Origin of the sequence: Paenirhodobacter ferrireducens (assembly GCF_004022265.1) — a bacterium.
In the GTDB taxonomy this organism is placed as follows: Bacteria; Pseudomonadota; Alphaproteobacteria; order Rhodobacterales; family Rhodobacteraceae; genus Rhodobacter; species Rhodobacter ferrireducens.
In genome coordinates, this window is the sequence record NZ_SAVB01000022.1 from 86,587 (window position 1) to 104,824 (window position 18,238).

The following is an 18,238-nucleotide window of genomic DNA, read 5'->3' on the forward strand; positions in this document are numbered from 1 at the left end:
CGCCCAGATAGGGCGCGCGGCCCAGCCCGGCAAGCGCGCATGCACATCCGCGTGCGCGATGCCGTGCCCCTGTTGCAGTGCGTCCCGCCACCCCCTAGTCTGCGCCCGATTTCTGTGCGGAGGCAGGCATGAATCGGACGGGTGTGGCGATCACGGTTCTGGCGATCGCGCTGGCGGGATGTGGCGGGGGCAAGGACGAGCGCAAGCCGGCCGACACCGCTGCGGCCGCGACCGGGGCGCTGCCCGATCCGGGCACGGTCGATGTCGCACCGCTGCCGCAGGCCGGGCCGATGCCGGGCTCGATGCCGCAATCGGGTGTGCCCGAATCGGCGACCACGACTTCCGCCGCGCATATCGCCGCAAATGGCGTCGTGGCGATCCCGGGCGAGATGCGGCTTGGCACCACTGTGGCGGGCCTCGGCGATCCGACGGCGACCGGATTCTGGATCCGCACGCCGCTGGTCGAGGCCCCGGGCAAGGGCCGGATCGAGGATCCGAAGACCGGCGCCTCGGTGCAGGTCGATCTCCTGCCGCTGGTCGGCGACCGCAACGCCGGCTCGCAGATCTCGCTTGCGGCGCTGCGGCTTCTGGGCTTTGCGCCCTCCGATCTCGCGCAGATCGTCGTCTGGCGCAGCTGAGCGGGCAGGGGCATGGTGCGCCACCGATCGCCTGCCGAGCTGCTGCATGAGGTGGACATCCCGCCGCTGTGGCTGGCGCTTTTCGCTCTGGCGAGCTGGGCGATCGGCCGGCTCGCGCCGCTGCCGCTGCCCTTCGGGCGGGCGCTTGGCGGCGGTCTGATCGGCGCGGGGCTCCTGCTGATGGTGGCCGCTGCCGCACAGATGGCGCTGCACCGCACTACGGTCATTCCGCGTCGGCGGCCTGCCGCGCTGGTCACCGGCGGCGTCTTCGCGCTCTCGCGCAACCCGATCTATCTGGCTGACGCGATCGTGCTTGCCGGGCTTGACCTGTGGTGGGGCGCAAGCCTCGCGCTGCCGCTGGTGCCGGTCTTCATGGCCTTCATCGCGCGCCGCTTCATCCGCGCCGAGGAGGCCTGGATCGGCGCGGCCTTCGGCGCCGACTACAGGGCCTATTGCGCCCGCACCCGCCGCTGGCTGTGACCCCGCCGCAACGTCACGCCGCGACGCTCCGGGCCGGTGCTTGCGTCCGCGACCCGAGGCATGTGTAGATGAACGGGGCAATTCATTGATCCGGAATGAAAAAATTCCAGATCAAACGGTATTCAAAGGTATACTGTTTCGTCGTGCCGCAGGTGCGACCATTTTCCAAGGATTTCTCCGTCTCCGCGACTTGTGAAACTTTATTGCGCGGTGCTAAGGAGATTTTGCCACGTTTGTGTCCCCCGGCTGAAATTGGTCCGGGGGCAATCATGGGAGAGAAACACGTGAAGATCGGCGCTCCGAGAGAGACGTTCGAGGGGGAATCGCGCGTCGCGATGACCCCCGATTCCGCGCTGCAGCTGCAAAAACTGGGGCATACCTGTTTCATCGAGGCCGGGGCGGGCGACGCCGCCGGTTTCTCGGACGAGGCCTATCGCAAGGCCGGGGTCACCGTGATCCCGACCGTGGCGGAGCTTTTCGCCGAGGTCGATTTCATCGTCAAGGTGCGCCCGCTGGTCACCGACGAGGAACACGGCTGGCTGCGCAAGGGGCAGACCGTCATCTCGTTCTTCTACCCCGGCCAGCACCCCGATCGCCTTGAACTGGCGAAGGAAACCGGCGCGAACTTCATCGCGATGGACATGGTGCCGCGGATCTCGCGGGCGCAGAAGATGGACGCGCTCAGCTCGATGGCGAACATCGCGGGCTATCGCGCCGTGATGGAGGCCGCGAACAACTTCGGCCGCTTCTTCACCGGTCAGGTGACGGCGGCGGGCAAGGTGCCGCCGGCCAAGGTGCTGATCGTCGGCGCCGGCGTCGCGGGTCTGGCCGCGATCGGCACGACGACCGCGCTCGGCGCGATCACCTATGCCTTCGACGTCCGTCCCGAAGTGGCCGAGCAGATCGAATCGATGGGCGCCGAATTCGTCTACCTCGACTTCGAGGAGAAGACGCAGGACGGCGCTGCGGCGGGCGGCTATGCCGCGCCCTCGAGCCCCGAGTTCCGCGAAGCGCAGCTGAAGAAGTTCCGCGAGCTTGCCCCCGACATGGACATCGTCATCACCACGGCGCTGATCCCGGGCCGCGACGCGCCGAAGCTGTGGCTCGCCGACATGGTCGCGGCGATGAAGCGCGGCTCGGTCGTCGTCGACCTTGCGGCGGAACGTGGCGGCAACTGTGACCTGACCGTGCCGGGCGAGAAGATCGTCTCGGAGAACGGCGTCACCATCATCGGCTACAACGACTTCCCCTCGCGGATGGCGACGCAGGCCTCGCAGCTTTACGCGACCAACATCCGCCACATGATCACCGATCTCACGCCCGGCAAGGATGGCGTCATCGTCCACAACATGGAAGACGACGTGATCCGCGGCGCCACCGTGGCCTTCGAGGGCGCGGTGACCTTCCCGCCGCCGCCGCCGAAGATCAAGGCGATCGCCGCGCACAAGCCGAAGGAGAAGGCCAAGGAGCCGACCCCCGAGGAACGCAAGGCGGCCGAGAAGGCGGCCTTCCGCAAGGCGACGCGCCAGCAGGTGACGCTGCTGGCCGTGGGCACGGCGCTGCTGCTGCTCGTGGGCACGGTCGCGCCGGCCTCGTTCATGTCGCACTTCGTCGTCTTCGCGCTGAGCTGCTTCGTCGGTTTCCAGGTGATCTGGAACGTGTCGCATTCGCTGCACACGCCGCTGATGGCGGTGACGAACGCGATCTCGGGCATCGTCATCCTCGGCGCGCTGCTGCAGGTCGGTTCGGGCAGCTGGCTCGTCGTCGTCCTTGCCGCGCTCTCGGTGCTGATCGCCACGGTCAACATCGTCGGCGGCTTCCTCGTCACCCGGCGGATGCTCGCCATGTTCCAGAAATCGTGATCGGGGGGAGGGACTGAGATGTTTTCCATCGGTATCGTTCAGGCTGCCTATATCGCTGCAGCCGTTCTGTTCATCCTCTCGCTCGGTGGCCTGTCGGGGCAGGAGAGCGCGAAGCGCGCCGTGTGGTACGGCATCACCGGCATGGCGCTGGCCGTCATCGCCACGGTCTTCGGCCCGGGCATGGGCCATGGCTGGGTGATCGCGCTGATGCTCGCGGGTGGTGCGGTGCTCGGCTGGTATGTGGCGAAGACGGTCGAGATGACCGAGATGCCGCAGCTCGTCGCGGCGCTGCACAGCTTCGTGGGTCTGGCTGCCGTCTTCATCGGCTATAACGCCTATCTCGAGATGGCGCGGGTCGGCGCCATGGACGCGGCCGCGCGCGAGGCGCTCACCGGCTTTGCGGCGCTTGTCGCGCACAAGTCGGCGGTCGAGCTGAACATCCTGCGCGTCGAGCTGTTCCTCGGCGTCTTCATCGGCGCCGTCACCTTCACCGGCTCGGTCGTCGCCTTCGGCAAGCTTGCCGGCAAGGTCGACGGCAAGGCGAAGAAGCTGCCGGGCGGCCACATGCTGAACGCGGGTGCGGCGCTCTTGTCGCTCGCCATGCTCATCGCCTTCATGAACGGGGCAGGGGCCTGGGCGCTGATCGTGATGACGCTGCTCGCCTTCTTCATCGGCTATCATCTGATCATGGGCATCGGCGGCGCCGACATGCCGGTGGTGGTGTCGATGCTGAACAGCTACTCGGGCTGGGCCGCGGCGGCGATCGGCTTCTCGCTCGGCAACGATCTCTTGATCGTGACCGGCGCGCTGGTCGGCTCCTCGGGTGCGATCCTGTCCTACATCATGTGCAAGGCGATGAACCGTTCGTTCATCTCGGTGATCCTCGGCGGCTTCGGCGGCGCGACGGGCCCGGCGATGGAAGTGACGGGCGAGCAGGTGGCGATCGACGCGCAGGGTGTGGCCGACGCGCTGAGCGACGCCGACAGCGTGGTCATCGTGCCGGGCTATGGCATGGCCGTGGCGCAGGCGCAGGTGGCAGTGTCGGAACTGACCTCGATCCTGCGTGGCAAGGGCAAGAACGTCCGCTTCGCGATCCACCCGGTCGCGGGCCGTCTGCCGGGGCACATGAACGTGCTGCTGGCCGAGGCGAAGGTGCCCTACGACATCGTCATGGAGATGGACGAGATCAACGACGACTTCCCGGAAACCGACGTGGTGATCGTGATCGGCTCGAACGACATCGTGAACCCGGCGGCCCAGGAAGACCCGAACTCGCCGATCGCCGGCATGCCGGTGCTGGAAGTGTGGAAGGCGAAGCAGGTCTTCGTGTCGAAGCGCGGTCAGGGCACGGGCTATTCCGGCATCGAGAACCCGCTGTTCTACAAGGAGAACACGCGGATGTTCTATGGCGACGCCAAGAAGTCCGTCGAGGAACTGCTGCAGCTTCTGCGCTGACGAAACCACAGAAAGCCCCGCTTCGGCGGGGCTTTTTCATTGGCCCCTTTGCGATGAACAGATTTTTCCCGACCGCGGCCCCGACTGCTGCGCTGTATCTGTTGTGCCTGCCCCTGCTCTGGAATACGCTGGCGCGGCTGGTGCATGTCTGGGGCGGCGCGGGGGGCGATCTGCGTTATCTGCACCACCCCTAGCTGACCACGCTGCACCTGCTGCCCGCGCTGGTCTTCCTGCTGCTCGGACCGCTGCAATTTCTGTCCCGCAAGGGGGGCGTGCATCGCTGGCGCGGGCGTCTCTTCGTGCTGTCCGGGCTGGTTTCGGGGGCCATGGTCTGGCCCCTCGTGCGGGCACTGCCCGGGCTTGGGGGGCCGCTCGCACATGCTGGCACCGCGGCTCTGGTTCTGGCTTTCCTGGCCAGTCTCGTCCTCGGGGTCGTGGCAGCGCGCCGCCGTGCGTTCGGGCTCCATCGCGCGGCGATGATCCTCGCCCTTGCGCTTGGCCTGTCGGTCGCTTCGGCGCGCTGGTTCATCCTTGCGGGGATGATGGCGGGGCTGCCGCTGGAGCGGGTCTTCGTGCCCGGCTCGGCGCTTGGGGCTGTCGTCAATCTTGTCGCCGTCGCCGTCCTTCTGCTGCGGCCCATGCGACGCCTGCGCCTCGCGTGATCACTTCTGCGCTGCGGCCCGCGCCTCGAGCCGGTCACCGATCACCTGTTGCAGCACCCCGATGCCCGCGTCCGCGTCGGTGCGGAATTTCGTCATCGCGGCATCGAGCGCGGCGCGGTCGAAGGGCTGCGCCATGCCGGCCGCGACGACCGCGGCGCGATCCTCGGCCAGCCGGTGCAGGGCCGGGCGCAGGGTCTCGGCATTCTCGCGCAGCGCCGCACGCAGGTCGCGCCGCACCGCGCGCGGGAAAAGCGCCTGCTCCGCCGCGGGGCCGAGCAGCTCGCTCTGCAGCGCGCGAAAGCGCAGCACAGCGCCGGCCGCCAGCGCATTGCCCAGAAGCGAGACCGCCAGCACCGCAATCAGCGCGATCCGCCCCTTGTCGCGTTTGAGTGTCATCAGAACCCTCCCGTCACGCCGAGAACATCGCCGAAGAGGCCGAGCGTGACCCAGCCCTCGCCGCCCATCACCGGCAGCAGCAGATAGCCAAGCGCCATCGCCGCCGCCATCATCCCGCCGAAGAGACCAAGCGCCGGGCCGGGCAGGGCCAGCACCTCGGCAAGCCCCGCGGCGCCCGCGGGCGCGGGCGTCGCGAGCCGGGTCAGCACCCGGCGCGAGAGCGCCGCCGCATCGGCGGGCTCTTCGGCCAGCAGCGCCGACAGGTCGCGATCGAGGTCGTCGTCATCCATCTGCGTCATCCTTTCTCCTCCTCCCGGGATCCGGGGCCAAGCTGCGCGCGCAACCCCGCGCGGCCCCGCACCAGAAGCTGTTCCGCCGCCCCCGGGCTGACCCCGAGCGCGGCCGCGATCTCGGCCGTGGCGAGCCCGCCGGCCGCGCGCAGCAAAAGCGCCGCGCGTTGCCGTTCGGGCAGGCGGGCGAGCGCCGCGCGGGTCTGCGCGAGCCGCTGCCGGCCGTCGAGCACCGCCTCGGCATCGGGTGCCTCGTCCGCCGTCTCGGGCGCCGCCTCGAGGCCGAGGAAGCGCCGCCAGCCAAGCCGCCGGCGTCGGTCGATGCACAGGTTCAGCGCGATGCGCCAGATCCAGCTGCTGACCGCGCCCTTTGCCGGGTCATAGCGACCCGCCTGCGCCCAGACCCGCAGAAAGACCTCCTGCGCGATATCCTCGGCCTCGCTGCGCGAGCCGAGCTGGGCCGCGATGAAGCGCTGCACCCCGGGCCCGTACAGGGCGATCAGGCGCGCAAGCGCCGCACGCTCGCCGCGCGCGAGCGCCGCCATCAGTGCCTGTGCTTCCTCGCCGCGTTCCATTGCCGCCTGCGCGCCCCCTGCGCCCCGCCCGCCGCAGCCTAGCCGCGGGGCGGGGCGGGCGCATCCCCTCAGCGCGTCACGATGATGCGGCGCGCACGATAGGTGGTGCTGCCCTGCGGCCCGGTGCCGGTGACCGTGGTGCTCGAGCTGCCGGCGGTGGTGGTGCGCACCCGCTCGCGCGTGGCGATCTGCCCGTTCGGGCCGGTCGCGGTGCCGGTGACGGTGCAGCGCGCCGTGCCCGCGGACCGGGTGCAGTCGCGGTCGCGCTGGATCGTGCCGCCGTTCGACCCGGTGACGGTGACGCTTTGCGCCTGCGCGACCGGGGCAGTGGCGGGCAGCGCGAGGGCAAGGGCGAGAAGGGGGGTGGCAAGACGTTTCATGATCTGTCCTTTCGACGGAGATGAGGGGCGGTATCAGCGCGGCAGCTGGCCGAGGAAGCGCGCGACGCGCTCGAATTCGGCCGGGCTCAGCACGCCGTCGCCATTGCGGTCGGCCATGTCGAAGCCGCGGGTCTGGGCGGTGTATTCGGCGAGTGTCAGCTTGCCGTCGCGGTTCGCATCCTGCGCCCAGATCCGGTCCTCGCCGCGGCGGCTGCTGCCTTGCGGCAGCTTCGCCCGGGCGGCGTCGAGCTCGGCGCGGGTGATCGTGCCCGAGCCGTCGGCGTCGATGCGTGCGAACATCGCCTTGCGCAGCTCGAGGAACTCGGCGCGGCTGATCGCGCCGTTGCCGTCGCGGTCGAGCGCGGCAAAGCCCGGGCTCGTGGTGCCAGCGGCGCAGGCAAGCGCCGGGCCGAGTGTCGCGGCAAGCGCGATCGCGGGCAGGGTGCGCAGGGGCAGGGCTGGTTTCATCGCGGGTCTCCCTTTCGATGTCATGCAAGGGGATACGCGGCGCGGCGCCATTCCCTACGCCTGCCGCGTGATTTTTCCGTGCCGCGGCATGCGGAGGCGCAACCTGCATACCGTTGTATGCCGATAAACATCTGGTATCGCGGCATTTTTTCTTTGCCTGTGGGGCGATTCGCGGTAAGGGGGAAAGCCTCGGCCCTGACCGCACCGGAGGCAGCATGACCCCGATCGACGACCATCCGCTGCGCTATGCGCTGGTGAACGAGCTGCATGCGCGCCCCTTTCCGCGCATCGCGGCGCCGGCCCATGTGGTCTATGCCGCGGTGAAGGAACCGCGCGATGCCGCGAACCGAGACCGCAGGCGCGATCACGCGCATCTGTGCGCGCTGCTCGAGCGCAACGGCGCGCCGCTGCCGCCCGCCGATGTCACCCACCATACCGGCGAGATCGGCCGCTATACCCTGAAATGGGAAAGCCACACCGAGTTCGTGACCTATCTCGCCCATGCGCCGGGTGTCGCCGCGCGGCCCTTCGACCCGAACGACACCGAGGTCTTCCCGGCCGACTGGCTGTCGCAGGCGCCGGGCAAGCGCATCGCCGCGGTGATGATCCGCATCGAGTTCCTGCCCGAGGACCCGGACGCGATCATGCCCGCGCTCGATGACTGGTTCGTGCACGAAAGCATGGTCTGTGCCTGGGTGCTCGACGGGGCCGCGGCGGTGGCGACCGACTTCCGCATCGACGCGAACGGGCAGATGCGCTTTGCCGTCTTCGTGCGGCCGGGCACCGGGCCCGGGCGGATCGGCCGCGTCGTGCAGCGGATCTGCGAGCTCGAGACCTATCGCGCGATGTCGATGCTGGGCCTTGGCCGGGCGCGCAGCCTGACGCAGCGGCTCAACGCGCTCGACCCCGAGCTCGAGGCGCTGGTCGAGGGGATGAGCGACGACAGCCACCCCGCCGAGGAGCAGCTCGACCGGCTGCTGGCGATCTCGGCCGAGCTCGAGGGGCTCGCCGTCGCCCATTCCTTCCGCTTCGGCGCGACGGGGGCCTATGAGGCGATCGTCAAGGAACGGGTGATGGTGCTGCGCGAGAGCCGCTTCGAGGGGCGGCAGAAATTCTCGGAATTCATGCTGCGCCGCTATGATCCGGCGATGCGCACGGTGAAATCGGCCGAGGCGCGGCTGAATGCGATGATCGAGCGGGCCGAGCGCGCGGGCGAGCTGTTGCGCACCCGGGTCGAGGTCGAGCGGCAGGGGCAGAACCAGAAGCTTCTGGAAAGCATGGACCGGCGCGCCGACGTGCAGCTGCAGTTGCAACACACGGTCGAGGGGCTGTCGGTGGTGGCGATCAGCTATTACGCGGTCAGCCTTGCGGGCTATCTGAGCTATCCGCTCGCCAAGCATTATGGCGTGTCGAAGGAGATGGCGGTGGCCGGGCTGACGCCGCTTGTCATCATCGGCGTCTGGCTGATGGTGCGGCGCATCCGCAAGGGCTTTGGCGGGCACTAGGCCCTTGCCGGGACACGGCCTGCCGCCGATACTTCCCGCATTGCGGGGGCGTCATGCCATATGTTCTTTCAGAGATTGATCAGAAGAATCTGACCTGGTTCACCAACGATAACACGCGGCAGTCGCTGGTCGCGATCGAGCTGGCGCGCGGCCGGATGCGCGGGCTGGCGCCGTTCCGGCTTGAGATCGGCTATCCGATCCTCGCCATCGCCGGGGCGAACGGATCGGGCAAGTCGACGCTGCTCGCGATGGCGGCCTGTGCCTTTCACAATGCTGCCGACGGTTTTCGCCCGCCAAGTCGAAAGGTGAACTACTATACTTTCAGCGATTTCTTCGTGCAGTCCGCCGGAGAGATCGGGCCAGAAGGAATTCGGATCGATTATGCGTTTCGGCATGATCGCTGGCGCGGGCGCGAGCCGGGAATTGCGGGTCAGTCTCGCACCAAGCGCGAAGGTGGAAAGTGGAACAACTACCAAGGGCGCGTGAGGCGCAACGTCATCTATTTCGGGGTGCAGCGGGTCGTGCCCTATTACGAGCGCAGCACGCACAAGTCCTATCGCGCCAGCTTCCGGCCGCCGGGCGTCGCCGCCGCGGACAGCGCCCGCATTGCCGAACTCGCGGGGCGGATCCTCGGCAAGCATTACGACGCCTTCGAAAGCCTCGAACATCGCCGCTACACCCTGCCGCGGGTGCAATCGGGGGCGCTGCGCTATTCGGGATTCAACATGGGGGCAGGGGAAAGCGCGGTGTTCGAGATCCTCATCACGCTTTTCGCCGCCGGGCCGGGCTGTCTGCTCGTCATCGACGAGATCGAGCTGGGCCTGCACGAGCGCGCCCGGAAACGGCTGATCGAGGTGCTGAAAGAGCTGTGTCTTGAACGCAAGTGCCAGGTGATCTGCACCACCCATGCCTACGAGATCCTCGCCGCGCTGCCGCCCGAGGGGCGGGTCTTCATCGAGGCCGTGGGGGAGGACACGCGGGCCTTTCCCGGGATCTCGGCCGATTATGCCTGCGGCCGGATGGGGCGCAGCGATCCGCGCAAGCTTGACATCCTCGTCGAGGACGAGGTGGCCGAGGCGATCGTTCAGGCAAGCCTCAGCCTCGCGCAGCGGGAGCGGGTGCGGATCCTGCCGATCGGCTCGCACAGCAGCCTGCAAAGGGTGATGGCCGCGCGCTATCTCGAGGGGCGGCGGCAATGCCTGTGCCTGCCCGATGGCGATCGGCGCAGCACCGCGGACAGCTTCTGCTCGGGCGTGGCGAATCTGTGCGACGGCGGCCATTCGGCCGAGGCGGAACAGGCGAGGATCCGGGACTGGGCGCGGGATCATCTCGATTTCCTGCCCGGCGCGGACTGGCCCGAGAAATGGCTGTTCGAGCAGGCGGTCCTCCAATGTGTGCTGGCGATCACTCTGGGCGATGACCGTACGCCCGCCGGCCGCTGGGGCGTGGCGAGCCCGGCCCCCTTCGCGCAGATTGCGGAGCGTGTCGACGCGCTGCTGATCTGAGCTCAGTCGGCGATCAGCGGCTGTGCCGTGGCGCCCGCCGCGGTCAGGGCGTCGGTGGGGGCAAGGATCACCATCATGCCGCGCTTGCCGCCGTTGATGACCACCGTCGGGAACTCCATCACCGCCACCTCGATCGCCACCGGCACCCGCTTGCGCTGACCGAAGGGGCTGATGCCGCCGGTGTGAAAGCCGGTCAGGCGCTCGGCCTTCGCCGCGTCCATCATCTGCGCGGCCTTGCCGCCGAAGGCCGTGGCCACCCGCTTCATCGACAGCGTCCGGTCCGAGGGGATCACCGCGCAGGCGGGCTTGCCGTCGACCTCGACCATCAGCGTCTTGAGCACCCGCGCCGGATCCGCGCCGATCGCCTCGGCCGCCTGCAGCGCGATGCGCTCGTGGCCGTGGTCGTGCGGATAGTCGTATTCGCGGATGTCGAAATCGACGCCCGCGCGCTTCAGCGCCTGTGTCGAGGGGGTTTGCGTGCTCATTGTCCGTGGTCCATCTCGCGGTCGATCCAGGCAAGGATCAGGCGCAGGATCCGGTCCTGCTCGGCTGCCGTCAAGGCGGTGCCGGCCGGAATGCCGTGCCATTTCGCCAGGCAGCCGCGGCAGCAGGTGGCGGTGGCGTGCTGGGCGACGAAGACCGGGTGGCCGCGCATCGGGGTCTGCCTGCCGTCGTTTTTGGGCGCTTCCGGGGCCAGCCGCGTCGCGATGAAATCGGCGCCATGCGAGGCGATCATAGCGCGGCCCTTCGTCTCGGCATAGGCGCGCTCGCGCGGGCCGAGGTGAAAGCGCGCGCGGAATTTCGAATGCGCGAGGCGGGCCAGCGTCTCGGCTTCGGCGTTCATGCCCCGGCGCGCAGCGCGTCGATGTAGATCCGCACCGCCTCCTGCACATGGCGGAAGCGGTCGCCGCCCAGATGCTTGCCGCCGAACCAGCGGGTGACGACGACGATCTCGTCCGTCACCCCCTCGCGCTCCAGCATCCGCAGGATCACCATGCCGGCGCCGGCCTCGCCGTCGTCGTTCTTCACCGGGCCGTCGGCGCCGATCAGGCCCCAGCTGTTATGCGTGGCCTTGGCGAATTTCTTGTTGCGCTTCAGCGCGGTGAGGAAGGCGCGCGCTTCCGCCTCGGTGCGGCAGGGGCCACCCGAGACGGCATAGCGCGAGCCGCGGTCGGTGATGATGTTCTCGAGGATGCGCATGGTTCCCGCTTAGGCCGCTTCGGTGGCGGGGGCAATGCCGCGCGGCCGGATCGCCAGGGCGCGCAGCGCGTTCAGGATCACCGCGACGTCGATCGCCTCCTGCGCGATGGCGCCCTCGACCGGCGAGATCAGCCCGAAGGCAGCGGCGATCATGCCAAGCACGCTGAGGCCAAGCCCCACCGCGACGCTTTGCCAGGCGATGGCGATCGAGCGCTGTGCGACCTCGATGCCGGGCAGCAGCCGGTCGAGCCGGTCGACCAGCAGCACCACCTGCGCCGCCTCGGCCGAGGCGGCAGCGCCGCGTGCGCCCATGGCCACCCCGACATCGGCGGCGGCAAGGGCCGGGGCGTCGTTCACCCCGTCGCCCACCATCATCACCGGCCCGGCGCTGCGTTCGCGCAGCACGATCGCGACCTTGTCCGCAGGCACGAGCCCGGCCTCGACCGCATCGAGGCCAAGCGGCGCGGCGACCCGCGCGGCGATCTCGGGCCGGTCGCCGGTCGCCAGGATGATGCGGCGGATGCCGAGGCGGCGCGCCGCGGCGAGGAAGCCGGGGGTGTCCTCGCGCAGCCGATCGGCGAGGGTCAGATGGGCGACGATCCGGTCATCGACGCCGAGCGTCACCCGCAGCGCGCCCGGCTCGGCCGGGGGCAGGTCGGGGGCGGGCTGGCCAAGCGCCGCGGCGACGAAGCCCGGCCCGCCGATCGCGACCGCATGCCCCTCGATCCGGCCGGTCAGGCCCTCGCCCGGGGCCTCGCACACCGCCTCGGGCACCGGCAGGGCCAGGCCGCGGCCCTGCGCCTCGGCCACCAGCGCCTGTGCCACCGGATGGCCCGAGGCCTGTTCGAGCGCCGCAGCCAGGCGCAGCGTTTCGGTCTCGTCGATGCCCTCGGTCAGGATCGCGGTCAGCTTCGGCGTGCCGTCGGTGAGGGTGCCGGTCTTGTCGAGGATCAGCACCTTCACCCGCGACAGCGCCTCGAGCGCCTGCGCCCCCTTGATCAGCACGCCAAAGCGCGCCGCCCGGCTGAGCCCGGCGACCAGCGCCACCGGCACGGCAAGGATCAGCGGGCAGGGGGTGGCGATCACCAGCACCGCGACCGCGCGGATCGGATCGCCGGTCAGCCCCCAGGCGGCGCCGGCGATCGCGAGGGTGACGGCGAGAAAGCCGAGCGAGGCGCGATCGGCCATCCGCGCCATCGGCGCGCGGGCGCGGGCCGCCGCCTCGACCAGTCGCACGATGCCCGCATAGGTGCTTTCGGCGGCGCGATGCGTGGCGATCATGTCGAAGGCCTCGCCCGCATTCGCCGCCCCGCTCATCACCGAGGCGCCGGGGCCGATCCGCACCGGCAGCGACTCGCCGGTCAGCGCCGAGGTGTCGAGCAGTGCCGTCGCCGAGGCCAGCGTGCCGTCGACCGGCGTCACCTCGCCGCGTCGCACGAGGATGCGGTCGCCGGGGGCGAGCGCGTCGAGCGCGACCTCCTCGAGCCCGTCGCCGCTGTGGCGATGCGCGACGCGCGGCACGCGGGCCAGCAGCGCCGACATGTCGGCCCGCGCCCGCCCCTCGGCATAGGCCTCGAGGAAGGTGCCGCCCGCATACATCACCGCCACCACCTGCGCGGCAAGGGTCTCGCCGAAAAGCAGTGCCGCACTCATCGACAGCGCCGCGACGATGTCGAGCCCGACCTCGCCGCGCGCCAGCGCGCGCACGATCTCGATCAGCAGGGCGGCAAGGACGGGCAGGGTGCCCAGCGTCCAGGCGATCTGCGCGGCGGAGGGCATCGCCGCGAAACGCAGCCCGAGTCCGACAGCAAGCCCCGCGATAGCGAGGGCGATTAACGCGGTGCTGGTTCTGCTCATGGCTGCCTCCGAGGTTGCCGGGGCAGACTATCCTGCCCCGCGGCGCCGTCAACGGGGCGTGGCGCCGCTCCCCGGGGGCGCGCTTTCCGCTAGGGAAGGATGGTTTGTCACATTCCTGTCGGGCGGCGGGACTAGGGCGGGCACATCATTCATCCGACTGGAGAACCCCATGTCCCTGCGCAGCCATCTTCTGACAGCCACCGCGCTCATCGCTCTGCCCGTGCTTGCCCATGCGGGCGATCTGTCCTTCGCCCCGGTGCCCTTCGCGGCCGACGATGCGGCCAAGCGCGCCGTGGTGGCGACCGACAAGGTGACGATCGACGGCAAGGATTACCCGATCGCCTATCACCTGCTTGCGCGCTCGGGCGACAAGATCGGCGACGGCACCTTCGCGCTGCTGACCGACGCGAACGGCAACCCGGTGAAATCCGCCGACGGTTCCGAGCACATCTCGGTCGACGCCGACTTCACCTCGCTGATCCGCAAGGGCGACAAGCTCTATTCGATCACCCATTTCGAATCGCGCCCGGGCTCGATGTACATCTCGGAACTCTCGCGCGATGCCGACGGCAACCTGACGCCGGTCTCGACGAAGCCGGTGAACTTCTCGGCCTTCGGCGGGCTCTGGGTGCCCTGTGCGGGCTCGGTGACGCCGTGGGAAACCCATCTCGGTTCCGAGGAATACCCGGCCGATGCGCGCGAGATCGAGACCGCGACCGCGCTTGACCAGATCGACGATTACGATTTCCCGATGGTGCGCTATCAGGGCCTCGACCCGGCGAAGATGACGCTCGACGAGTTCCGCGCCGCCTACAACCCCTATCGCTACGGCTTCCCGACCGAGATCACCGTTTCGGACGCGGGCGACGCCAACGCGGCCAAGCATTTCTCGATGGGCCGCGTCGCGGTCGAGCTGGCCAACGTGATGCCCGACCAGAAGACCGCCTATATCTCGGACGACGGCACCAACGTGGGCCTGTTCCGCTTCGTCGCCGACAAGGCGGGCGATCTGTCGGCCGGTACGCTTTACGCCGCGAAATGGGTGCAGACCTCGGACGAGGGCGTGGGCGCGGCGACCCTTGACTGGATCGACCTCGGCCATGCCGATGACGCGACCGTGCAGGCCGCGATCGAGAAGGGCGTGAAATTCTCGGACCTGTTCGAGGCCGCCGATCTGAACGAGGACGGCAGCTGTGCCGAGGGCTTTGCCTCGTCGAACGCCGAGGGCCGCGCCGAATGTCTGAAGGTGAAGCCGGGCATGGAGATGCTGGCCTCGCGTCTGGAAACCCGCCGCTATGCCTCGATGATGGGCGCGACGACCGAGTTCCGGAAGATGGAAGGCTCGACCTACGACGCCGACAAGCACGCGCTCTATCTGTCGATGTCGGAAGTGTCGAAGGGCATGGAAGACGGCGGCAAGCAGGACAAGGGCGGCCGCAACGACATCCGCGTGGCGAAGAACGCCTGCGGCGCGGTCTATCAGCTGAGCCTCGACGACAGCTTCACCGCGACCTCGATGAAGGGCCTCGTCGCCGGCATCCCGATGTCGAAGGAACAGGAAGAAAAGGCCGCCGATCCGGGCTGCGATCCGGCGCACAACATGTGCGGCGACGCGGCCAAGGTGAACACCTGTGACATCAACGGCATCGCGAACCCGGACAACATCACCTACATGCCGGGCTACAACACGCTGATCATCGGCGAGGACACTGGCGAGGGCCACCAGAACGACGCGATCTGGGCGCTGAACACCGACTCGGGCAAGCTGACCCGGATCCTGTCGACCCCCTATGGCTCGGAAACCACCTCGGCCTACTGGTATCCGAACATCGATGGCCACGGCTATCTGATGGCGGTCGTGCAGCACCCCTATGGCGAAAGCGACGAGGACAAGCTCGCCGATCCGGCCGATGCGCGCGCCTATGTGGGCTACATCGGGCCGTTCCCGGCGATGGACAAGTGATCTGAGACCAGACCACGGGCGGGGCGCGGATCTTTTCCGCGCCCCGTCTGCTTTCGAGACTTCCTGCCTTTGCGAAAGGACCGACCGATGCGGCGCCTGACCCTTCTTGCCCTGCTTGCCACCGCCGCGCCGGCCCATGCGCTCGATCTGACGGCGACGGTGCTTGCGAACAAGACCGCCTATATCCCGCCGCAATGCTATACGAAGACCGAGGATGCGCAGGGCGCTGTGCACAACCCCTGCCAGACCTGCCACACCCTGCCGCGCGCGCCGAATTTCGTCTCCGACCCGGACCTGCAGCAGGACTACGCGATGCCGGGGCCGGCGCTCGAAAACCCCTGGACGAACCTGTTCGTCGATCGCCGCGCCGCGGTGGCCGCGACCGACGCCGAGGAGATTCGGGACTGGGTGCGCACCGACAATTACCGTGGTGCCGATGGCCGGCCGGTGCTGGCCGCCAGGCTCGACCGGCTGCCGCCCGAGTGGGACGCAAATGGCGACGGGGCCTGGGCGGGCTATCGCCCCGACGCGTTTTTCGCCTTCGACGACGAGGGCTTCGACCATGCCCCTGACGGCCGGCGCACCGGCTGGCGCGCCTTTGCCTATGTGCCGCTGCCGGGCACCTTCTGGCCCACCAACGGCTCGACCGACGATGTGATGATCCGTCTGCCCGACGCCTATCGCCAGACCGCCGACGGCACCGAGAGCCTCGCCGTCTACAAGGCCAATCTCGCGATCACCGAGGCGCTGATCAACCGTGCCGATGTGGCGATCGAGCCGATGGACGAGGCCGCGCTCGGCGTCGATCTCAACCGCGACGGCGCGCTTGCCACCGCGACCCGAGTGGCCTTTGCCTTTGCCCCGCTCGAGGGGGTGACGATGCACTGGGCCGGGCGCGCGGGCACCCTCGGCCCGAAGGAGGCGCCGCTTGCGGCCGGTCTCTATCCGCTCGGCACCGAGTTCCTGCATTCCGTGCGCTACCTCGACCCGCGCCCCGAGGGCGTGACGATGGCGCCGCGGATGAAGGAGCTGCGCTACATGAAGAAGACCTCCTGGCAGAACTATGCCGATCTCGAGGAAGGGGCGCTCGCCGAGAAGAAGGAGGACGCCGACTTCCCCGACCGGCCGAAGCAGTTCTTCGGCTCGGCCGAGGCGGGGATCCCGAACGGCATGGGCTGGCGGTTGCAGGGCTTCATCGAGGATGCGGCGGGCGATCTGCGGCCGCAAAGCTTCGAGGAGACGGTGTTCTGCATGGGCTGCCACGGTTCGATCGGCACCACCGACGATTCGACCTTCGCCTTCCCGCGCAAGCTCTCGGGCCCCGGCTCCTTCCGCGACGGCTGGTATCACTGGACGCAGAAGGGGCTTTCCGGCACGCCGGATCTCGTGCGCGCGGACGGGCAGGGCGATTACGCCCATTACCTGCGCACCAACCATGCGGGCGACGAGTTCCGCTCGAATGCCGAGGTGATCGCGGCCTGGCTTGAGGACGGAGATCTGGCGGACGACAAGGCCGCGGCGCTGACGGCCGACATCGCGCCGCTCGTCACGCCTTCGCCCGAACGGGCGATCGCGCTCGATGCCGCCTATCGGATGATCGTGCGCGAGCAGAGCTTCGTGAAGGGGCGCGACGCGACGATCACCCCGCAGGACGCGACGGTCTGGCGCCGGGTCGAGCAGGATGCGCCGACCGGCATCACGGAACCGGCCGATCCGTGGTTCTACCGGCTCAAGCGCTGAGCCCGTCACGCGGCGCTTGCACGACGCGCCCGGTGCCTGTATCAGGTCCGGGCGCGGACTGTGCACCGGCGCGGGCGTTGTGTAATGGTAAGACCTTAGCCTTCCAAGCTAATGACGCGGGTTCGATTCCCGCCGCCCGCTCCAGAAAAATTTCCCTCCCGGATCGAAATTTTCCCCTCTGGTTGTCGCCGCCCCTTTGACGGGCGGCGTTTTGCTGCCTAGCTTTACGGTCTGACTGGAGGGATGCGGCATGGCCGGTGGCTGGGCGCGCGACGGCGCGGTGAACGAACAGATCGACGCCTCGATCGAGGACGAGCTCAAGCGCCTGCAGGCGCGGCGCGGGCCCATGGGCGAAAGCGCGGAATTCTGTGTCGAATGCGACGAGCCGATCCCCGAGGCGCGGCGGGTGGCGATCCCCGGCGTCAAGCTCTGCATCGACTGTCAGAAGGCGCGCGACGCCCGGCCGCAGCTGCGCGGCGGCATCAACCGGCGTGGCTCGAAGGACAGCCAGCTGAAATGAAAAGGGGGCCGGCAGGCCGGCCCCAGTCGCGACGAAGGAAGGGATCTCTGACGGGGACTACTTCGTCAGGATCAGCTTGCCTGCCTTGGTGATGCGCAGCGTATAGACCTGACCGTCGAGCAGGATGCTGGCGAGCGAGCCGCCCTCGGTCAGCACGCGCGCGTCATGCAGCGGCAGCGCGGGGAGGTAATCCTGCGCGGTAAAGCTTTGCGACATCGTCATTCCTCAGCCCCTCTCGATGCGGTCGAGCATCATCTCGATCCCCTGGGCGGGGGCGACGCCGGTGCAGATCGCCTCGACGAGGTCGCGCAGGCTGAAGGGCGGGTCAGAGCGGCGGGCGCCCCGCGCGTCGGGGCCGGGATGGAGGGAGCGTTTCATGTCCGGGTGTCCTGTTCGCTTCGGTTCCTGGTGGGGATAACCTGAGTGAAAAGATCGGATTTGTAAAGGCTGATTCTTTTACTCGGATTATCTCCGCGCACCGGACGCTCCCCCAAAAAAGTAGGGCCGCCCCGGCGGCTGGACACCGGGGCGGCCCTGGTCGGCCCCCAAACTGGACGAAGGAGGCCGGTCTCGGGATGGGATGCGCCTCAGCGCTTCGGATCATGCTCCCCGGCGATCTTCCGATCGTTGAGCATTTCGAGCCACATTGCGTTTGCGACGGCGATGAGGGCTGCGAGGGGGAGGCCGAGGATCCAGGCGAAGTACCACATGGGATGCGTCCTTTCTCAGTAGGCGTTCTTGT

23 protein-coding genes and 1 tRNA gene are annotated in these 18,238 nt (G+C 68.8%); 12 read left to right on the forward strand and 12 right to left on the reverse strand.

Annotation, left to right across the window (positions count from 1 at the left end):
* Positions 1–128: 128 nt before the first annotated feature.
* From EOW65_RS15515 to EOW65_RS15535, 6 genes are all read left to right on the forward strand, one after another.
* The gene (locus tag EOW65_RS15515; protein WP_128150949.1) at positions 129–638 is read left to right on the forward strand and encodes a hypothetical protein; all 510 of its coding nucleotides are present in this window, start codon (positions 129–131) and stop codon (positions 636–638) included.
* A 12-nt stretch (positions 639–650) separates the two neighbouring features.
* Positions 651–1,118, forward strand: coding sequence for a methyltransferase family protein (locus EOW65_RS15520; RefSeq protein WP_240664722.1), 468 nt, complete (start codon positions 651–653; stop codon positions 1,116–1,118).
* Between the two features lie 284 nt (positions 1,119–1,402).
* Complete coding sequence (locus EOW65_RS15525) at positions 1,403–2,980, forward strand: Re/Si-specific NAD(P)(+) transhydrogenase subunit alpha (RefSeq protein WP_128150996.1); 1,578 nt, start codon at positions 1,403–1,405, stop codon at positions 2,978–2,980.
* A gap of 18 nt (positions 2,981–2,998) precedes the next feature.
* Positions 2,999–4,435 carry an NAD(P)(+) transhydrogenase (Re/Si-specific) subunit beta gene (locus tag EOW65_RS15530; protein WP_128150951.1) on the forward strand — a complete coding sequence of 479 codons (1,437 nt, stop codon included), beginning with the start codon at positions 2,999–3,001 and terminating at the stop codon, positions 4,433–4,435.
* Between the two features lie 53 nt (positions 4,436–4,488).
* Positions 4,489–4,629, forward strand: coding sequence for a hypothetical protein (locus EOW65_RS20020; protein WP_164880119.1), 141 nt, complete (start codon positions 4,489–4,491; stop codon positions 4,627–4,629).
* An 18-nt stretch (positions 4,630–4,647) separates the two neighbouring features.
* Positions 4,648–5,097, forward strand: a complete 450-nt coding sequence (locus EOW65_RS15535; protein WP_276319607.1) for a DUF2306 domain-containing protein — start codon at positions 4,648–4,650, stop codon at positions 5,095–5,097.
* On the opposite strand, the gene EOW65_RS15540 is transcribed toward EOW65_RS15535, so the two are convergent.
* The 5 genes from EOW65_RS15540 to EOW65_RS15560 all read right to left on the reverse strand — a co-directional run bounded on the left by EOW65_RS15540 (position 5,098) and on the right by EOW65_RS15560 (position 7,206).
* A complete protein-coding gene (locus EOW65_RS15540; protein ID WP_128150955.1) occupies positions 5,098–5,493 on the reverse strand; it encodes a hypothetical protein in 396 nt (131 codons plus the stop codon).
* Entirely contained in the window at positions 5,493–5,792 is a 300-nt protein-coding gene (locus EOW65_RS15545) for a hypothetical protein (RefSeq protein ID WP_128150957.1), read from the reverse strand. Before EOW65_RS15545 ends, EOW65_RS15540 begins: the two co-directional genes overlap by 1 nt.
* Complete coding sequence (locus EOW65_RS15550; RefSeq protein ID WP_128150959.1) at positions 5,789–6,358, reverse strand: RNA polymerase sigma factor; 570 nt, start codon at positions 6,356–6,358, stop codon at positions 5,789–5,791. The genes EOW65_RS15545 and EOW65_RS15550 overlap by 4 nt, the downstream gene beginning before the upstream one ends.
* A 68-nt stretch (positions 6,359–6,426) precedes the next feature.
* A complete protein-coding gene (locus EOW65_RS15555) occupies positions 6,427–6,738 on the reverse strand; it encodes a hypothetical protein (RefSeq protein ID WP_128150961.1) in 312 nt (103 codons plus the stop codon).
* A gap of 33 nt (positions 6,739–6,771) precedes the next feature.
* The gene (locus EOW65_RS15560; RefSeq protein WP_164880120.1) at positions 6,772–7,206 is read right to left on the reverse strand and encodes an EF-hand domain-containing protein; all 435 of its coding nucleotides are present in this window, start codon (positions 7,204–7,206) and stop codon (positions 6,772–6,774) included.
* A gap of 215 nt (positions 7,207–7,421) precedes the next feature.
* Between EOW65_RS15560 and EOW65_RS15565 the strand changes: the two genes are divergently transcribed.
* Positions 7,422–8,711, forward strand: coding sequence for a DUF3422 family protein (locus EOW65_RS15565; RefSeq protein WP_121533339.1), 1,290 nt, complete (start codon positions 7,422–7,424; stop codon positions 8,709–8,711).
* Positions 8,712–8,764: 53 nt separating this feature from the next.
* Positions 8,765–10,216, forward strand: a complete 1,452-nt coding sequence (locus EOW65_RS15570) for an ATP-dependent nuclease (protein ID WP_128150965.1) — start codon at positions 8,765–8,767, stop codon at positions 10,214–10,216.
* A 2-nt stretch (positions 10,217–10,218) separates the two neighbouring features.
* Here EOW65_RS15570 and ybaK read toward each other — a convergent pair whose 3' ends face one another.
* Genes ybaK through EOW65_RS15590 form a run of 4 tightly spaced genes read right to left on the reverse strand, consistent with a single transcriptional unit; the run spans position 10,219 to position 13,273 of the window.
* Positions 10,219–10,701: a Cys-tRNA(Pro) deacylase gene (gene ybaK, locus EOW65_RS15575; RefSeq protein WP_128150967.1), complete on the reverse strand. Its 483-nt coding sequence runs from the start codon at positions 10,699–10,701 to the stop codon at positions 10,219–10,221.
* On the reverse strand, positions 10,698–11,060 hold the full coding sequence (locus EOW65_RS15580) for a DUF4186 domain-containing protein (protein ID WP_128150969.1): 363 nt from the start codon (positions 11,058–11,060) through the stop codon (positions 10,698–10,700). The genes ybaK and EOW65_RS15580 overlap by 4 nt, the downstream gene beginning before the upstream one ends.
* Positions 11,057–11,416 (reverse strand): YigZ family protein, encoded by a 360-nt coding sequence (locus tag EOW65_RS15585; protein ID WP_128150971.1) that lies wholly within the window; start codon positions 11,414–11,416, stop codon positions 11,057–11,059. The genes EOW65_RS15580 and EOW65_RS15585 overlap by 4 nt, the downstream gene beginning before the upstream one ends.
* 9 nt (positions 11,417–11,425) lie before the next feature.
* The gene (locus EOW65_RS15590; RefSeq protein WP_128150973.1) at positions 11,426–13,273 is read right to left on the reverse strand and encodes a heavy metal translocating P-type ATPase; all 1,848 of its coding nucleotides are present in this window, start codon (positions 13,271–13,273) and stop codon (positions 11,426–11,428) included.
* A gap of 169 nt (positions 13,274–13,442) precedes the next feature.
* On the opposite strand from EOW65_RS15590, the gene EOW65_RS15595 reads away from it, so the two are divergent.
* From EOW65_RS15595 to EOW65_RS15610, 4 genes are all read left to right on the forward strand, one after another.
* Positions 13,443–15,236, forward strand: coding sequence for a PhoX family protein (locus tag EOW65_RS15595; RefSeq protein ID WP_206364085.1), 1,794 nt, complete (start codon positions 13,443–13,445; stop codon positions 15,234–15,236).
* 87 nt (positions 15,237–15,323) lie between these two features.
* On the forward strand, positions 15,324–16,976 hold the full coding sequence (locus EOW65_RS15600) for a hypothetical protein (RefSeq protein WP_206364086.1): 1,653 nt from the start codon (positions 15,324–15,326) through the stop codon (positions 16,974–16,976).
* Positions 16,977–17,046: 70 nt separating this feature from the next.
* A tRNA-Gly gene (locus EOW65_RS15605) sits at positions 17,047–17,120 on the forward strand.
* 106 nt (positions 17,121–17,226) lie between these two features.
* A complete protein-coding gene (locus tag EOW65_RS15610) occupies positions 17,227–17,496 on the forward strand; it encodes a DksA/TraR family C4-type zinc finger protein (protein WP_128150976.1) in 270 nt (89 codons plus the stop codon).
* Positions 17,497–17,553: 57 nt separating this feature from the next.
* On the opposite strand, the gene hemP is transcribed toward EOW65_RS15610, so the two are convergent.
* The 3 genes from hemP to cydX all read right to left on the reverse strand — a co-directional run bounded on the left by hemP (position 17,554) and on the right by cydX (position 18,206).
* A complete protein-coding gene (gene hemP / locus EOW65_RS15615) occupies positions 17,554–17,712 on the reverse strand; it encodes a hemin uptake protein HemP (RefSeq protein ID WP_164880124.1) in 159 nt (52 codons plus the stop codon).
* 9 nt (positions 17,713–17,721) lie between these two features.
* Complete coding sequence (locus tag EOW65_RS20030) at positions 17,722–17,874, reverse strand: hypothetical protein (protein ID WP_164880121.1); 153 nt, start codon at positions 17,872–17,874, stop codon at positions 17,722–17,724.
* Between the two features lie 209 nt (positions 17,875–18,083).
* Positions 18,084–18,206, reverse strand: coding sequence for a cytochrome bd-I oxidase subunit CydX (gene cydX, locus EOW65_RS15620; protein WP_128150978.1), 123 nt, complete (start codon positions 18,204–18,206; stop codon positions 18,084–18,086).
* Positions 18,207–18,238: the final 32 nt, after the last annotated feature.

Excerpts from the sequence above, each read along its gene's own strand:
- EOW65_RS15520 (WP_240664722.1), top strand. The coding sequence starts at position 651 with ATGGTGCGCCACCGATCGCCTGCCGAGCTGCTGCATGAGGTGGACATC.
- cydX (WP_128150978.1), bottom strand. The coding sequence starts at position 18,206 with ATGTGGTACTTCGCCTGGATCCTCGGCCTCCCCCTCGCAGCCCTCATC.
- EOW65_RS15555 (WP_128150961.1), bottom strand. The coding sequence starts at position 6,738 with ATGAAACGTCTTGCCACCCCCCTTCTCGCCCTTGCCCTCGCGCTGCCC.
- EOW65_RS15565 (WP_121533339.1), top strand. The coding sequence starts at position 7,422 with ATGACCCCGATCGACGACCATCCGCTGCGCTATGCGCTGGTGAACGAG.
- ybaK (WP_128150967.1), bottom strand. The coding sequence starts at position 10,701 with ATGAGCACGCAAACCCCCTCGACACAGGCGCTGAAGCGCGCGGGCGTC.
- EOW65_RS15550 (WP_128150959.1), bottom strand. The coding sequence starts at position 6,358 with ATGGAACGCGGCGAGGAAGCACAGGCACTGATGGCGGCGCTCGCGCGC.
- EOW65_RS15560 (WP_164880120.1), bottom strand. The coding sequence starts at position 7,206 with ATGAAACCAGCCCTGCCCCTGCGCACCCTGCCCGCGATCGCGCTTGCC.
- EOW65_RS20020 (WP_164880119.1), top strand. The coding sequence starts at position 4,489 with ATGAACAGATTTTTCCCGACCGCGGCCCCGACTGCTGCGCTGTATCTG.
- EOW65_RS15580 (WP_128150969.1), bottom strand. The coding sequence starts at position 11,060 with ATGAACGCCGAAGCCGAGACGCTGGCCCGCCTCGCGCATTCGAAATTC.
- EOW65_RS15610 (WP_128150976.1), top strand. The coding sequence starts at position 17,227 with ATGGCCGGTGGCTGGGCGCGCGACGGCGCGGTGAACGAACAGATCGAC.
- hemP (WP_164880124.1), bottom strand. The coding sequence starts at position 17,712 with ATGTCGCAAAGCTTTACCGCGCAGGATTACCTCCCCGCGCTGCCGCTG.
- EOW65_RS15590 (WP_128150973.1), bottom strand. The coding sequence starts at position 13,273 with ATGAGCAGAACCAGCACCGCGTTAATCGCCCTCGCTATCGCGGGGCTT.
- EOW65_RS20030 (WP_164880121.1), bottom strand. The coding sequence starts at position 17,874 with ATGAAACGCTCCCTCCATCCCGGCCCCGACGCGCGGGGCGCCCGCCGC.
- EOW65_RS15530 (WP_128150951.1), top strand. The coding sequence starts at position 2,999 with ATGTTTTCCATCGGTATCGTTCAGGCTGCCTATATCGCTGCAGCCGTT.
- EOW65_RS15515 (WP_128150949.1), top strand. The coding sequence starts at position 129 with ATGAATCGGACGGGTGTGGCGATCACGGTTCTGGCGATCGCGCTGGCG.
- EOW65_RS15540 (WP_128150955.1), bottom strand. The coding sequence starts at position 5,493 with ATGACACTCAAACGCGACAAGGGGCGGATCGCGCTGATTGCGGTGCTG.
- EOW65_RS15600 (WP_206364086.1), top strand. The coding sequence starts at position 15,324 with ATGCGGCGCCTGACCCTTCTTGCCCTGCTTGCCACCGCCGCGCCGGCC.
- EOW65_RS15585 (WP_128150971.1), bottom strand. The coding sequence starts at position 11,416 with ATGCGCATCCTCGAGAACATCATCACCGACCGCGGCTCGCGCTATGCC.
- EOW65_RS15545 (WP_128150957.1), bottom strand. The coding sequence starts at position 5,792 with ATGACGCAGATGGATGACGACGACCTCGATCGCGACCTGTCGGCGCTG.
- EOW65_RS15570 (WP_128150965.1), top strand. The coding sequence starts at position 8,765 with ATGCCATATGTTCTTTCAGAGATTGATCAGAAGAATCTGACCTGGTTC.
- EOW65_RS15595 (WP_206364085.1), top strand. The coding sequence starts at position 13,443 with ATGTCCCTGCGCAGCCATCTTCTGACAGCCACCGCGCTCATCGCTCTG.